The 15805-nt window shown below is 42.6% G+C and carries 9 protein-coding genes; 1 reads left to right on the plus strand and 8 read right to left on the minus strand.

Translation table 11 applies throughout. From position 1 onward, the window contains the following. Nucleotides 1-308: 308 nt before the first annotated feature. Together HXN26_RS01155 and HXN26_RS01160 are read right to left on the minus strand one after the other, a co-directional pair. Complete coding sequence (locus tag HXN26_RS01155; RefSeq protein ID WP_273158247.1) at nt 309-3173, minus strand: PD-(D/E)XK nuclease family protein; 2865 nt, start codon at nt 3171-3173, stop codon at nt 309-311. Nucleotides 3174-3189: 16 nt separating this feature from the next. Continuing rightward, the gene (locus HXN26_RS01160; RefSeq protein WP_273158248.1) at nt 3190-6534 is read right to left on the minus strand and encodes a UvrD-helicase domain-containing protein; all 3345 of its coding nucleotides are present in this window, start codon (nt 6532-6534) and stop codon (nt 3190-3192) included. A 428-nt stretch (nt 6535-6962) separates the two neighbouring features. On the opposite strand from HXN26_RS01160, the gene HXN26_RS01165 reads away from it, so the two are divergent. After that, nucleotides 6963-7196 carry a hypothetical protein gene (locus tag HXN26_RS01165; protein ID WP_273158249.1) on the plus strand — a complete coding sequence of 78 codons (234 nt, stop codon included), beginning with the start codon at nt 6963-6965 and terminating at the stop codon, nt 7194-7196. A 117-nt stretch (nt 7197-7313) separates the two neighbouring features. On the opposite strand, the gene HXN26_RS01170 is transcribed toward HXN26_RS01165, so the two are convergent. The 6 genes from HXN26_RS01170 to HXN26_RS01195 all read right to left on the minus strand — a co-directional run bounded on the left by HXN26_RS01170 (nt 7314) and on the right by HXN26_RS01195 (nt 15150). Continuing rightward, nucleotides 7314-8249, minus strand: a complete 936-nt coding sequence (locus HXN26_RS01170) for a hypothetical protein (protein ID WP_273158250.1) — start codon at nt 8247-8249, stop codon at nt 7314-7316. 24 nt (nt 8250-8273) lie between these two features. Next, on the minus strand, nt 8274-9542 hold the full coding sequence (gene purD / locus HXN26_RS01175; RefSeq protein WP_273158251.1) for a phosphoribosylamine--glycine ligase: 1269 nt from the start codon (nt 9540-9542) through the stop codon (nt 8274-8276). Nucleotides 9543-9608: 66 nt separating this feature from the next. Beyond that, nucleotides 9609-11816 carry a S9 family peptidase gene (locus HXN26_RS01180; RefSeq protein WP_273158252.1) on the minus strand — a complete coding sequence of 736 codons (2208 nt, stop codon included), beginning with the start codon at nt 11814-11816 and terminating at the stop codon, nt 9609-9611. Then, on the minus strand, nt 11806-13299 hold the full coding sequence (locus HXN26_RS01185; RefSeq protein ID WP_273158269.1) for a THUMP domain-containing class I SAM-dependent RNA methyltransferase: 1494 nt from the start codon (nt 13297-13299) through the stop codon (nt 11806-11808). Before HXN26_RS01185 ends, HXN26_RS01180 begins: the two co-directional genes overlap by 11 nt. 336 nt (nt 13300-13635) lie before the next feature. Next, nucleotides 13636-14508 carry a sigma-70 family RNA polymerase sigma factor gene (locus HXN26_RS01190; RefSeq protein WP_273158253.1) on the minus strand — a complete coding sequence of 291 codons (873 nt, stop codon included), beginning with the start codon at nt 14506-14508 and terminating at the stop codon, nt 13636-13638. A gap of 360 nt (nt 14509-14868) precedes the next feature. Beyond that, the gene (locus HXN26_RS01195) at nt 14869-15150 is read right to left on the minus strand and encodes a hypothetical protein (RefSeq protein ID WP_273158254.1); all 282 of its coding nucleotides are present in this window, start codon (nt 15148-15150) and stop codon (nt 14869-14871) included. Nucleotides 15151-15805: the final 655 nt, after the last annotated feature.

Genomic DNA, 15805 nt, shown 5'->3' on the forward strand with positions numbered 1-15805 from the left:
TGTAAAGATTTTACAGAACAACATTTTTCGTGTAACTATGTAATATCCAACGTGTTACAATACCTATTGTTTTACGTCGTAAAAGTGCCTGTTTTGCCGTGCAAAACAGGCACTTTTGCGTTGCAATATAGGCGCTTTTACAACGCAAAAGCGATTCTATTGATTTTAGCATGTGCTTTCTTTACAAAACAGAAGCGATTGATATGCTGCTTTGAAGGGCGTGATAGATTTCCTATTTACCCTATACTTCCTAAACTATTATCATACGCTAAGACTGCTAAAGTCTTTAGCATGTACCACCTTCAGCACTAACCACGCCCACAAAGTTGGCTATATGGGCAATAAGAACACATCGTATTATTGTCTGTTGGTTCAAATGTTGCTTTCACAAACACCTCTTCCAACTTATCTTTCAAGAAGTTATCGAATTCTTCAGCATACTCCTTTGCGTTGGTAATGGGCCTTCCTCCCAGTGTGAGAACAGGCGAATAGTCGTAGGCATTAGCATGTTGTATGAAGAGCAATGCAGGACTTACAGGCTTGTGATTGGGGTTGTTGTGGGCATCGTCAGCTTGTTCGATAATGCTATATAGTACGGCTTGGAAGATATAATCGCTCTTATCGTATATTATTTTCTTGGGATCGAAGATTTCTTCAACACTCTTTAGTTCGCCCGCCTTCTTATTTCCAGTCTTGTAATCGACTACTCTAAGTTGCTCGTGGGGCGTTCCTAACCTTATCTCGTCTAAGCGGTCGATGCGTCCTCCTACTGATATGGTCTTCTTTTTTCCGTTCAAATCAAGCGTTATGGGCTTATAAACATCGAATTCATGACCTATTACGCGCAACGGAGCAGTACGCAAATCGATGCGAAGAAGCTGACGAAGGAACTTCTCTATCACCTCTTGGTTGATGAGCTGGAGACCGTTCAGCTTCGGGTGTTTGGTACTTCCCGGTTGCTGAAGAAATAGTTCTCGAGCGAAAGCCTCGCTCACGATATCGTTCAAAGTAACGTTTGCGTTGCCCGTTGTAGGCGATTGTGCCGACTTACCTGTCTTTAAAACATACTCAATATTCTCTCTTGTGATAACCGAACGAGGCAGAAGTCGTTCGTACATCAGCTGTGCTGCACAGTGGAAAATATTACCGAAGACACGTCCGTCTACGTCTTCTTCGTCGCTATCGTCGCTCTCTAAGAGTTCAGCAACGTACTTATAATAGAACTTTAGTTCGCAACTTCTGTAGGTATTGATGGCTGTTGGCGAGAAATAAGCGATGCGATTGAGCTTTTTCAGCACCGTTTCATCTTTGCAAATCACTGGTGTGGGCAGTTTCATCGGCTCTTGTCCAGCCTGCAACGCCCATTGTTTGATGTTGAGTTTGCTCTCTACTAACAGCTGCAACATAAAGCGACTCATCTCTCCTGTCTTCGTTCCTTGCGTGGAATTGTTGTAGAGTAACGTAACGTTTTTGGCTCTTTGGATTAACCGATGGAAGTAATAACTGAAGACAGCTACCTTGTTATCGATGGTGGTAAGGCCGTAAGCTTTGCGTACAAAGTGCGGTATGAACGACACATCGTTTACTCCTTTCGGCATGTTTCCCTCGTTGCAAGATAGCAACAATACGTTTTCGAAGTCGAGATTACGGGTTTCCAGCACTCCCATTACCTGCACTCCACGCGCTGGTTCGCCATGAAAAGGAATAGTGGTTGATGCGATTAGCTGACTGAATAAGCGGCGGAAGATAACGAAATCGGCTATCAAATCGCCTTCATTCATAAGCTCTAAGAGTTTATTTAAGAGGGTGTACATACGGAAAGTAGACTCTTGGAAGAGCTGATCGTCGCTCTCTGAGCCATTCGTCGCAATGGTTCTTACCATGTCGGACAGCCATGTTAGCAGGGCTTTTAGGTCTTTCTGACCGATGTATGGCAACTGTGTGCGCTCAACTTTCACATAGTATTGCTTTTCGATTTTAAGTTCTTCAAGTAGTTGGGCAGCCTCTATGTTAAGGTATTTCCCATAAGGGTGGCGCAATACATGGGCCAAATATTGCAGTCGGTAAGCCCTTTCGTGTACCGAATAGCCTTCAGTTTGCAAAGCAATCAGTTGACAAACCATCGACGTTATTGGCGTTTGCGCCAGCGGATAACCCGTTGTAACGTTCAGCAAATCGACTTCGGGTGGAATGCAATGGATAACGGTTTGCAGCAGCGTTTCGTTACACATCACCACCGCCGTGCGCTTTCCTGCTTGGTAACGGTTATTTTCTAACAACCATTCAGAGATATAACGGGCTTGCAAATTCTCGGTAGGCGCTGATATATAGCGTACTTCTTTGTCTTGCTCAAAGCAATTGTAGAGGTCGCTATCGGCATCAAATTCATTGGGAAACTTATCGAACCATTTGTTCATATACACGCCAGCTTCGTTCGTTGGCTTTAGATAATAATGGTCGTAGTCCCAGTAGAAGCGTGCTTTACCCTCCTTCTTTAAGGCTAAGAAAAGCTTTTGTTCCACCTCTTGCAAGACGTTAAAGCCCACAAAAATGTAGGTATCGTAGCGGTTAGGAATACTATTTTGCTCGATAACATCGCGATAAAGCATGCCCTCATAGGCCAAATTTTCAGCCCTTAGTTTTGCTTTGAAATCGGAATAGACATCGTACAGCTTGCTCCACAAACTTAAAAAGCGTTCTTTTAGTACGCTCGTATCGCCAGTAAAGTTGGCAAAGAATCGACTCAGCTCCGCCTTCTGGCTCTCGGTAAGATAGTCTATCGTATCCAATTCGTGCAGGTCTCGTATGTTACGAAACACCTTATCGGCATCTGCAAGGTTCTTATCGATGTCGTCAAAGTCTGCCAACAGCAGCTGTCCCCAGCTATAAAACTCGTCGAGCGTCTCTGTTCTGCCCGTCTTTTCCGTGTATGCTTTGTAGAGAACGCATAGGTTTTTAATCGGATCAGCGATGGTAAGGTCGGACTGTTGTCGGAATAATTCAGAGATAGTAACGTACGATGGGCTCCAAATAGGACCATCGGAGAGTTTCGCCAGTTCCTGATTGAGGAACAAAGCAGCGCGCTTATTGGGAAAGACAATGGCCGTATGGGCTAAGTCGTTGCGGTTTTTTGTAATCAAATCTCTTGCTACTTCTTGCAGAAAAGTCTTCATATCATCAAGCGTTACATTAAATATTTACCTTAACTATCGATTTATTAACAACATACCACAAGTAGCCTGACACGTTTTTATTGCCCATTTGCTGCAATATTTGCATGTATCTCTGCACTTGTTTCTTATATTCTTCGCGTTCTTTACCGAACTTAAAGTCTACCACAACCCACTCTTTTCCGTTGGTCATAACACGGTCTGGGCGGTGTTCTTGCATACTTTCGGTTGCTGCATCATACTCCAACAATGTGCATTCGTTATACAGTTTCCACTTATCGGAGAACCATTCTTGCACTTGTTTGTTCTGTATTGCGTCCTCAATCTTTTTGCGCAACTGTGCCGAAGTTATTTCATCGTTGTATATAATGCCCTCTTGCTCCAACTCGTTCAGCTTCGAAGGTATGTCGGCCGTCGTATAAATGGTGGAGAAAAGTTGGTGTAGCACATTGCCCACCTTGATATATCGTGACTTATCGGAAGGGTCTATGTCCTCTCCTTGTACGAAGTCTTTACTCTTATTACTTTGCTTAAAGCTTGCTGCTTGGGGGTATGTAGCGATGTTTACAACATGTTTTTCGGGCTGAACGAGGAAGGGATTGTCTTCTTTCTGAACCTCTTTCACTTCTGTTGCAGGCTCTAAAGCACCATATTCGAAGCTGATAGCCGATTTAAAATCGTCGGGAAAGTCTAACGAACTGCCCTCTAACTGGTCGGAAATACGTTCTAATATGTTTTCAATAACCTGCGAACGATTGGTTGAAAACGGCTTAATAGTCCACTTTTTGAGTGTCGATTCTCCCATTCTTGAGCCTGAAATGAAAAGGTTTTTAGCCGCTCTTGTGAAGGCAACATACAATAAATTCATATTGTCGATGGTGTTTTGGAAATGCTCTTCCATATAATCGGCTTCGAAAACTGTGCCTAACATACCATTCTTGGTATAGTCTACGGGCAGCAAAGGCAGTTTATTGAAAGGCGTTGGCTTGTCTTTTGTTTCGCACCACAGCGTTCCTGGCATCTCCAACGGCCAATCGCAGAATGGTATAATGACATTATCGAACTCCAAACCCTTACTTTTATGAATGGTCATGATGCGTATTCCTTCTATCTCATCGCTCTGAATGGTTTTAGAAGAAAGGGTGTTTTCCCACTCCTTAATAAAGTCGTCGATGTCTGCTGTATGGTCTTGCAGATAGTCGTTCAAGGTATCATAGAGCGTACAAACGTAAGAACTCTGACCTTCAAGCCTATCAAGACCGAACAACATGAATAGTTTATCCACCAAATCAACGATTGGAAGACCCAATAAGAGTTCCCTATTTTCGACGAATTCAGCTGGTAATGCACTGTTCAACTTGGCCAACTGACGCTGCTGTGCCAGTCTTCTTCTCTCCTTTTTATCGGTAATTTCGGCATCATCATCATCGGTATTGGGTAGCGCTATCAACAGTTCAGTATCGGTAATTGACTTTTTCAGCACTTCCTGATTGTAGAGTTTTACGAGCTTTCCGCGCGTTAACATATCGTCAGGGTGTGTGAGTAGGTGTAGCGCACTGATGATAACATTCACCGCCAGCGACGCATCTAAGCGGAAAGCTTCGTCGGAAACGATGTTGATTTCGGTTCCGAAGGCGTCCAAAAGACTATTTACTATATCTTGAATGTGGGTATTGGAACGAATGAGAATGGCTATTTTGCTTTGGTTTTTGCCCGAATAACCATTTTCGAATAGCGAACGAACGGTTTCAACAAGCTTGTTTAAGATAGCCTCTCTATAGTCTTTACTTGGCAGTAAGTCCACTTTAACGTAGCCAATCTCGTTGGTTCGATGCGTTTTCTGTGCCACATCTTCGTATGCTTGGCGCACAATAGCAGCCTTTTCCAGACTATTTTGTTCCAATTCATCGGCAGTATCGCTTACACATTCGTGCCAAAACGCATTGTTAAAGTTGATAATTCGCTTTTCGGAACGATAGTTGTAATCGAGCGTTTGCTGTTCGATGGGTTGGTTGGGAAACTCGTTTTCTATATCGTTTAATATGCCCCAGTCGCCTTGTCGCCACCTGTATATGCTCTGTTTGATGTCGCCTACTATTAAGTTTCTGGACATTTCTTGCGCCATACAGTTGTTTAACAGCACTAGAAAGTTCTTCCATTGAATTGTACTGGTGTCTTGGAACTCGTCTATCATAATATGTTTCAGACGCGCACCAATCTTCTCAAAGATGAAAGGAGTGTCGCTATCCGAAATCAATTCTTTAAGCAATGCTTGTGTATTGCTGAGCATAAAGCGGTTAGATTCCTTAGTAAGACTGTCTACTGCATCGGATATTGCATGCAAAAGACGTAGTTGCGACAAGTGCGATAAGGTTAAACGGATAGACTGAAACTCGTTCCAGTAGTCTTGATTGTAGGCAACTAAAGCCTTAAGTTTATCGCAAAGCGAACTCGTTGCCAACGCTTTTATAATCTCCTTGTCGGCTTTATCGCACTTGGTGCTGGCCCATTTGTCGGGGTTATCCATTGCTTTTTCAACTGCAACCTTAAGCGGTTCGTTTTTAAGCGGCTGGGTAGCGCAAGACTCAAGATAGGAATACAGACCACGAGCAAAGTTAGACGGTATGGTTTGGTTGGCCTCTCGAAGACTTTGGAGTATGTCTTTTGCAATGTCGTTGAACTCTTTTTGAATGGCATTTCGGCGGTTTCGCAATGTCTTTTCGTACTTTTCAAAGTCGTCGGCATTGCTCAACAGCTCTTTCAATTGGGCTTCGTGTGCCTTGTAGAAGTCTTTAAAGATATTCAAACCAAAGCTTTTTATCTTGCCAATGATGTTCCAGCCCATGTTATCCTCTATGCTGTTGTTGATGTAACTGCTTATCCAGCGCAGCACAGGTTGCCCTTCTTCCAGACTTTCTATCATCTGATCCACTGCCTTTCCCTCTATTTGTTCGATGTCGAGGTCTACTCTTAGGTTGGCAGTCTGGCCCAATTCGTGTGCAAGATTGCGCAAAACCTGTTGAAAAAAGGCGTCGATGGTTTGAATTCGGAAGTTGTTGTATCGGTGAATAAGGAGGGTTAAGGCATAGCGTGCATTGTTTCTTATCACCACATCGGGCATGCCTGTCTTCTCTTTCACCTTGTTGAAGTATTGTTCAGAGGTCTCTAATTGATTGGCAATACCATACAGTTGCGACAGTATACGCATCTTCATCTCTTGCGTTGCCTTATTTGTGAACGTTACCGCAAGTATCTTTCGGTAGTTCTCTGGGTCTTTCACAAGTAACGAAATATATTCTACGGCAAGGGTAAATGTCTTTCCTGACCCTGCTGAAGCTTTATAGACGGTTAGATGTTTTTCCATTCTGCCAATGCAATTAGTAATTTAGATGTAAAGGTAAGCATAAAAAATGGAATACTAAAACCAAACGATGGTTTATCTATCATTTAGAAGAAACAAGACGAAAGAAGTGCCATTCTATTACATCGGAATCGCCATAGCTTTGTAAAGAAAGTACATGCAGATTTTCGTTGTATCGGTTTTGCATTGCAAAAGTGCCTATATTGCAACGCAAAAGTGCCTGTTTTACCGAGCAAAACAGGCTCTTTTACAATGCAAAACAATGGGTATTGCAACACACTGAATACCAAAATGTTATACAAAACAAGGCTTTATGTAAAATCTTTACACTTTAATTGGGTCATCATCGCTATAAAGTGGTGCTTGTTGAGGGGTGATGATAGGCGAAAAGAAGTGTATAAGTAGTTGTTTTAAAGCTCTTATTTTGTGATTTGACAGAGGAGGATAAGGTGTCGGTACGATGTGTAGGTGAGGTGAATTTCAACGTTGATGACGAACGAAAAAGATGGATTTACGACCACAACGATGTTCTATCACGCCTTTATAGTAGCTACGACATAATGACTTACTTTACTTTGGAGATTGCAAAAATAGACTATTACGACCTTTCTCCTACTCCTCCTGTTCTTCAACACTTCAATCTTGTTGATGAAACAAAGGGGTAAAGGGGTTGTCGCAGAATGATATTCGAAGAATAAATAGACTGAAATAGTTAGAAAAAAGGGAACTTCTGATTTCTTCAGACCGATAGAACAACAGTACAATTGGCTGTTGCTTTAGAATTAACGGAGGTTAGAAAAGAGGTTGTAGAGCGTGATGGCAAAGGTGCCAAGTACAAGGAATTTGAAGGTGATATTGGTGAATTTGGTTCGCGTCAGCGCAATGAAGTGAGCGATAAGGGGCGATGTTGAAGCGATAACCATGCCAAGAAGGGCATCGAAATGCTGGGGCTGAAGGCACAAAAACAAGATGGAAAGGTTGTTGATGTGTATGAAAAAGCCGTAAAGCATGCGGTTTCGAATGCTGTCAGAGCTTTTCTTGCGCATGTAATGAACTGTTCCGATGATGGCACAGAGGATAACCCACGCTGCCGTTATTATCTGATTGATGGATAACAACCCATAGTCGGCAAGACTTCCAAAGTTGGTTAGTTCGCCAAGATGACGCAAAGCCCAATGCCATTCGCCATTGTATATCAAGATGCCGAGTGCTACAAGATTAGGCAAAAGAAGTCCGAAAAGAGAGGAAACATAGTTGCGAAGACTGGCAGCTAACAGCTTACTGGCAAATAAAACCCATACAATGGGTACAAAATAAAGGGTTTGCACCCACACAATGCTGCTAAATCCCAAACAAAGAAAGGCGTAAAAGACCCACCCCGGAGAGCGTTTGTCTTGGTAACAACGGAAGATACAGGTGTAGAAACCGACCATACAAAGCACCACACTGGCAGCTAGTAAGGACAGAAACTGGAAGGTTGCCATTGTGGTGAGCGACATATAACAACACGACACCATACGACTGAAGATGCGTATGAGGACGTTGGAGTTGTTCAACTCCATCATTAGGAAAGTGGAAAAAAGCATGCAAACGAAGGGAACAATGGCCAAAGAGTCGTTTATACACACTGTTGCCCACACTGCAGTAGAAAGAATGGACACTACAGTGAGCGTCCATCGGCTTTCAGCAATTGTGTTTTGTATATACTTTCCTATCATTATCCTGTCCTTCAGACGTTTCTCTTATAAGTCGCTACCGATGTCTCTGCGGAAGTATTTGCCTGTAAACTTTATCTTTTCTGCTTCTGTGAAACTCTTAAGAAGGGCTTCGTCTTTGTTTGTTCCGTATGATGATACGGCAATAACGCGGCCTCCGTTAGTTACAATCTGACCATCTTTCAGAGCTGTTCCGCTGTGGAAGACAACTGTATCGCCCACGCTATCAAGGCCACTGATGGCATATCCCTTCGTATAATCGCCTGGATAACCGCCGCTTACAAGCATAACACAAACCACAGAACGGTCGTCGAACACTACATTACAGCTGTCAAGGGTGCCATTGGCAACGCCTTCGAAGAGGTCTACAATGTCGCTCATCAGACGCAACATAACGCTTTCGGTTTCTGGATCGCCCATACGACAGTTGTATTCTATCACCATTGGCTCGCCATCAACGTTGATTAGTCCAAAGAAAATGAAACCTTTGTAGTCGATTCCTTCTGCTTTCAAACCGTCTACAGTTGGTTTAATGATGCGTTTCTCTACCTTTTGCATCCATTCAGCAGTTGCAAAAGGCACTGGCGACACGCTTCCCATGCCACCAGTGTTAAGTCCTGTGTCGCCTTCACCGATGCGCTTGTAATCCTTTGCTTCGGGAAGTATCTTATAGTTTGTACCATCTGTGAGTACAAACACCGAACATTCGATACCTGAAAGGAACTCTTCGATAACGACTTTTGCCGACGCATTGCCGAACATACCGCCAAGCATCTGCTTGAATTCGTGCTTCGCTTCGTCTAAAGTAGGCAATATGAGCACGCCTTTGCCTGCTGCCAAGCCGTCAGCTTTGAGCACATAAGGGGCTTTTAGCGTCTCAAGGAACTTCAATCCTTCCTCTATCGTGGTACCATCGAAGGTCGCATAGGCTGCAGTAGGTATGGCATGGCGCTGCATAAAGGCTTTGGCGAAGTCTTTACTGCCTTCAAGTACAGCACCTTTCAACGACGGTCCGATGACAGGAATGTGCTTTGTGCGTGCGTCTTGCTTGAATTCGTCGTATATTCCACGCACTAATGGGTCTTCAGGACCTACTACTACCATGTCGATAGCATTGTCTGCGGCAAACGTTTTGAGCTTTTCGAACTCGTTTACTCCAATGGCTACGTTTTCGCCACAGTCGTTTGTGCCTGCATTGCCTGGCGCAATGAATAGCTTTTCGCACTTTTTGCTTTGGGCAATCTTCCACGCTAAGGCGTGTTCACGACCTCCGCTACCTAACAATAATATCTTCATAAGCACCTTTCTACTCCCATATCGGAAGGATTTATAGTTTTACTTTACGTTTCGTTTGATGAAAACTTACTTCAAATAGTCTTCGAAATACTGTGTTATTCTTTCGTGCAAGTGAACGCTTTGGTGGCCTCTCATGTTGTGAGGTTCGCCTGGATACACGAAGAAATCGGGTTGAGTGCCAGCAGCGATACACGCTTTAAGGAAAGACAAGCAGTGTTGTGGCAACACAACTGGGTCGTTCATACCAGTGATAATCTGCAACTTACCCTTCAAATCTTTAGCCTTTGGCAAGAGAGAAGTCTTTGCATAGCCTTCTGGATTGCTCTCTGGTGTGTCCATATAGCGCTCGCCGTACATGGCTTCGTACCACTTCCAGTCGATAACAGGGCCACCTGCAACTCCCACTTTGAAGGTTTCAGGGTAGTTAGTGATAAGAGATATCGTCATAAAGCCACCAAATGACCAACCGTGAACACCAATACGGTCGGCATCTACGTATGGTAATGATTTCAAAAACTTAACTCCTTGCATCTGATCGCGCATCTCTACTTGTCCGAGTTGGCGGAATGTTGCTTGCTCAAACGCTCTTCCACGATTCTCACTACCACGATTGTCGAGAATGAAAAGCAAGTAACCTTTCTGTGCCATATAGGTTTCCCATGAACGAGAACCATAGTTCCAGCTTGCATCTACATTGTGGGCGTGTGGTCCACCATATACATATACAACGGTTGGATACTTCTTTGATGGATCGAAACCGATTGGCTTAACCATGCGCCAATAGAGATCGGTGGTGCCATCGTCAGCTTTTAGCGAGCCTGAGGTAAACTCTGGAACGTTGTAACCAGCCCAAGGGTTCTTCGCAGTAAGCCAATTCTTGATGGTTGGCTTTGCTCCTGTAGCGGTAATAATGTCTATCTTACGTGGTACGGTAGGCTCGGTATAGTTGTCAACCAAGTACTTTCCGCTACCACTTAGCGTTGCGTAGTGATAACCACGGCCATTATCTAAGAGGGTGCGAGCGCCATTTTCAACGCTAACACTCCATGTATTGCGCTGTATTGGGCTACATTCGTTAGACACATAGATGATTGATTTCGTCTTGTTATTAAATCCAAGCACGTCCATTACCACCCAATTGCCCTTCGTTATCTGCTTTATCTGCTTGCCATCTTTATTAAATAGGTATAGATGATTGTAGCCGTCCTTCTGTGTTTGCATCACAAATTGGTCGGCATTCCATGGCAAAAAGAGGATAGGATGCGATGGTTCAACGTACTTAGCGTCTGTTTCGCGATACAATTCAGTTATTTTGCTACCTGTTTCGGCATTGTATGACACCAAACGACAATCGTTTTGGTCGCGATTTAGCTCGAACATGTAAATGGTTTTGCTATCTGGACTCCACTGAATATTAGTGAAATAGCGGTCGGTTGGGTCGCCAGCGTCGAGGTAAACAGTCTTACCTGTATTGATATCGTAGACTCCTACTGTTACCTTATGCGATGTTTCGCCTGCCATAGGGTACTTGGTAGGTTCTGGAGTAGCTATTCTTGATTCGCCTTTTGCTGGTTTCCAATCTATTTCTGGTATGTGAACGAGTGGATAATCAGTTACCATGCTTTGGTCCATGCGGTAGAATGCTAAGCGATTGCCCGATGGGCTCCAGTACAAACCGCCCTTAATACCGAATTCATCACGGTGTACGGCTTGACCATAGACTATGCTTCGTGAGCCATCGTTAGTGAGTTGCTTTGCAGTTCCGTTCTTATTGACAACGTATAGTTGGTCTTTTAGGACATAAGCAAGCGCTCCTGACACCTTATTATAGTCTTGTGCCTGTACGCCTGCAATACTTTTCATTGTGCTTTCAAGCTTTTTAGCCTTGAAATCTACAGCCAATGTTTCCTTACCTGTAGCGATTTTCACTACCGAACGGTCTGCATAAGGGAATGAAACAGAGTAAAGTGAACGCACTTGGCAATCGGAATTATCCTTTGCTACAATTGTATTGATGTCGTCAAGCGTAAAGAGCGTAGTTTCTTTGAGTGTTTGTGGATTTACAATAGTACAACGGTCGTTGTCCATACGCACGAGTTGGTCGCCCCACCATGTGGTGTAGCGAGTTTCAGCACGCATCTTTTGGAAGTTTTTACCGCCGAAGTTAAGTTCTTCGAGAGTGAATTGTTTCTGTGCCATAACGTTGGTTGGCAATGCAAGACCTAAAGCTGCGAATGCTAATCCTGCGCTTACGATTAGGGATTTAGTCTTCATCTGTATTATAATTATTTTTTTTTCTGAACTTTCCGCCTTTGTTTCCTTTATCAAATCGTTTACCTTCGAACTTCTTTCCTCCACGGAATGAGCCACGTTCATCGTCGTATCGGTCGTTATCACGGAAGTTTTTGCGTCCGCCACGCTTACCATTTTCGGTTTTCTTTCCGCCTATAGAGATGTTGTGTTCAAAGCTATGGAAGGTGAAAGAGCGTATGTCGCCTTCTTCGTTTTCCTCTGTTTCGTCGAGTCGTTTCTTGAAGTCGCGATTCTTCTTGAAGCGATGTTTCTGTGCCATTTCACGCTTTTCGTCTTCCGTTTTAACGATGCCACCTTCGGCACGGAAGTCGTTCAGCTTGCCATCGAACATTTGATAGCGACGGAATTCACACTCCAATGAACCATTATATACTGGTATCTTGATGCTCGGTTTCAGACCTATTTCGCGGAAACACTCCTCGCGATATGAGAGAATCCAAGCTTCGTTACCCATGAATTGGTGCTTTAAACGCTCGCCAATCATTTTATATGTGCCTAATAAATTGGGTGTTGAGATACGTTCTCCGTATGGAGGATTCATCACAATGATGCTCTTTTGCGAAGGCTGGGTGAAGTTTTTAAAGTCTTTATTTTCAATAGTTACGTACTTTGAGAAGCCTGCTGCGGCAACATTCATCTTTGCAGTGTTTACTGCTTTCATATCTACGTCGTAACCATAAATATGGTGTTCGAATTCACGTTCTTGTGAATCGTCATTGTATATCATATCAAAGAGGTCCTGATCGAAGTCTGGCCACTTTTCAAAAGCAAACTCTTTGCGGAAGACTCCTGGCGATATGTTACGTGCAATGAGGGCTGCTTCAATGGGTAATGTGCCAGAACCACACATTGGATCAATAAAATCAGTGTCGCCTTTCCAGCCTGTCATGAGTATCATACCTGCTGCAAGTACCTCATTCAGAGGCGCTTCAACACTTTCTTGGCGGTATCCACGACGATGCAAAGACTCACCACTGGAGTCGAGCGAGAGTGTTGCTTTATCTTCAGCCACGTGGATATTCAATCGAATATCAGGGTTGCTGACAGATATATTTGGTCTTGTGCCTGTGCTTTCACGGAACTGATCTACGATTGCATCCTTTACTTTATAGGTTACAAAGCGCGAGTTCTTGAACTCTTCTGAGTAAACTACCGAGTCTACAGAGAATGTTTTACCTTTCAAAATGTACTTGCTCCAATCTATTTTCTTCACTTCTTCGTACATATCGTCGGCACTTTGTGCCTTGAAGTGGGCGATTGGCTTCAGCACTCTAATCGCGGTGTGCAACTGGAAGTTAGCGCGGTACATCATTTCCTTGTTACCGGTGAACGACACCATACGTCGTCCTATCTGCACGTTGTTAGCACCCAGTTGGGTGAGCTCTTGAGCCAAAACCTCTTCAAGTCCCATAAAGGTTTTGGCAATGAGTTCAAATTCTTCCATCAATTTGTTTATTAAAACTTTCATCTTTCTGCATCCTATCGCATCATGCGGGTTAGCAGACGAGATGTTCTTTATTGTTTATGTTATTGTTATAATTGCTTTTCCAAATCGTTTTTACACCTACCCTTTCGTTAAACTTATTGTTGCGCTAACGTAGGACGATGGTATTAACTTTGCAAAGATAGTGATTTTCAATGAAAGAACAAGGAAGTAGCACTAAAAACTAATGAGAAAAGTGGACTTTTTCACAATTAAAAACCCCACCGCTATGCAAGCGATGGGGCTTATTTCTGAATGTTCAGTCCTTCGAGGAGGACTACCCGATAAGTTTTTTGTTTAACCGAGATACTTCATTAGTACTCGTGCATTACCACTCAAGCGTATTTTTTCGATTGCTTTTTCTCGTATTTGGCGTACACGTTCGCGTGTAAGCTGCATCTCTGTACCTATTTCTTCGAGGCCTTTTTCCTGGCAACCAATGCCAAAACACTCAACAACAATTTTGCGTTCACGTTCTTTTAAAGTGTTCTGTAACACCGATTTAAGATCGTCAGACATTGATTCGAAGTCTACTCCTCGGTCTGTTCGCGAGTCATCTCCCGATGCCAACATGTCGCTCATAGAGTTATCGTCGTCATCACTAAATGGTGCGTCAATGCTCATGTGGTGATTATCGGCGCTTTGACTTTGGCGAATGCGCGCTTCATCAATGCCGGTAAGGTCTGCCAACTCATGAATAGAAGGACGACGATTGTGTTTTTGTATGAACTCATTGGTAACTTGGTTTATCTTAGAGATAGCTCCTACTTGGTTCAATGGCAGGCGCACGATGCGGCTTTGCTCAGCAATAGCTTGCAAAATGCTCTGTCTAATCCACCAAACTGCGTATGAGATGAACTTAAACCCTCGTGTCTCGTCAAACTTTTCGGCTGCCTTAACAAGACCAATGTTACCTTCGTCGATAAGGTCGGTTAGGGAGAGACCTTGATGTTGGTATTGTTTAGCAACGGAAACCACAAAGCGTAGATTCGCCTTAATGAGCTTTTCCTTTGCTCGTTCGCCTTTTCTGCCGCCTTTATGAATCTCTTGAGCAAGCTCAATCTCCTCATCAACGGTAATCATTGGTTCACGTCCAATCTCCACAAGATACTTATCAAGCGCCTCGCTGGAACGATTGGTGATACTTTTTGAAATCTTAAGTTGTCTCATTAGATAGTATGTACCTAAAATTAATATGGTGTATAACCTCGTCAGGATAGACGAAATTAAGTGCAAAGTTACAAAGAATATATGATATAACCAAATTTACGAGTATAAACATTCCTCCATTAATAACTTATTATGAATTTCTATTGCAAACTGTGTGCCATTGAGTTCTTATACAGTATTTTATGAATTATTCTGTCAGATGGATTGTTTATGAGCATGAAAACAATAACCCCAAAAGACAGCTTTGTAGCTATCTTTCGGGGATTGTTGCCTTTTTGGCAGATATTATGCATGAGTTCCTCTCAGTATTATCTGCCTAAATTATGCCATATATTATTTTATGGCACAAGTTTTTATATTTTATTTCTTTGCTTTCTTGCAGTCTTTTTTGCAGTCTTTCTTTGCATTTGCTTTTGGACATGCCTTCTTGCAGTCTTTCTTACATTCTTTCTTGCAATCTTTTGCTTGCTTTCCTTCTGCCTTATCCTTGCAGCAACCTTCTTTCTTTTCTGCTGATTTATTGCATACTTGTTCTTTGTTTGCTGTAGACTTGCAGCAAGATTTGTTGTCCTGTACTTGTGCTGTTGCAGTTGTCAAAGCTACTGCAGCAATAATTGATAAAGCAATTTTACGTAGTTCCATAATTATTATTACTTATTAAATTAAACATAAATGTTATCCAAGATTTGGCGTTAAGTAGATTTTTTATTATCACCTTATCCAATCTTATCGTTGCAAATATAAGCATTATGTATCAGAAAACCAAACATAATGTAATGAGTTTGTTTATTTTTAACATCTCCCCTCCTCCATATTTGCTTTTATTATATGTACAAGAAGCAGCCCCACTTGCCTCTTATAATATAAGAAAAATGGGCATAACAAAATGTAAATATTTTTCTTTAGTAGTGTTATTGCATAACAACCTTGTAATCAATACGTTGCGATACCTATTGTTTTACAATGTAAAAGTGCCTGTTTTGCTGGGCAAAACAGGCACTTTTGTGATGCAATATAGGCTCTTTTACATGTTGAAACTACGATGATGACTTTCTCGCGAAGTTTTCTTTACAAAACAAGAATGGTTTTATGTGTGTGTTGATACATTTATTCAATGTTTCAATCTGACAACCATTAGCACACTTATTACTCATCAATATTTAATCGCAAAACTACATTTAGAGTTCGACAACCTACTTTCCTTGCAACCAACAAAGTTTAGTGAGTTACAATTTAGTGGGAATCTTTAAAATTATGGTTGCCCAATTGTTTGATGTCTACACCTAAAAGAAGATTA

This window comes from Prevotella aurantiaca (genome assembly GCF_015262605.1).
Lineage (GTDB): Bacteria > Bacteroidota > Bacteroidia > Bacteroidales > Bacteroidaceae > Prevotella > Prevotella aurantiaca.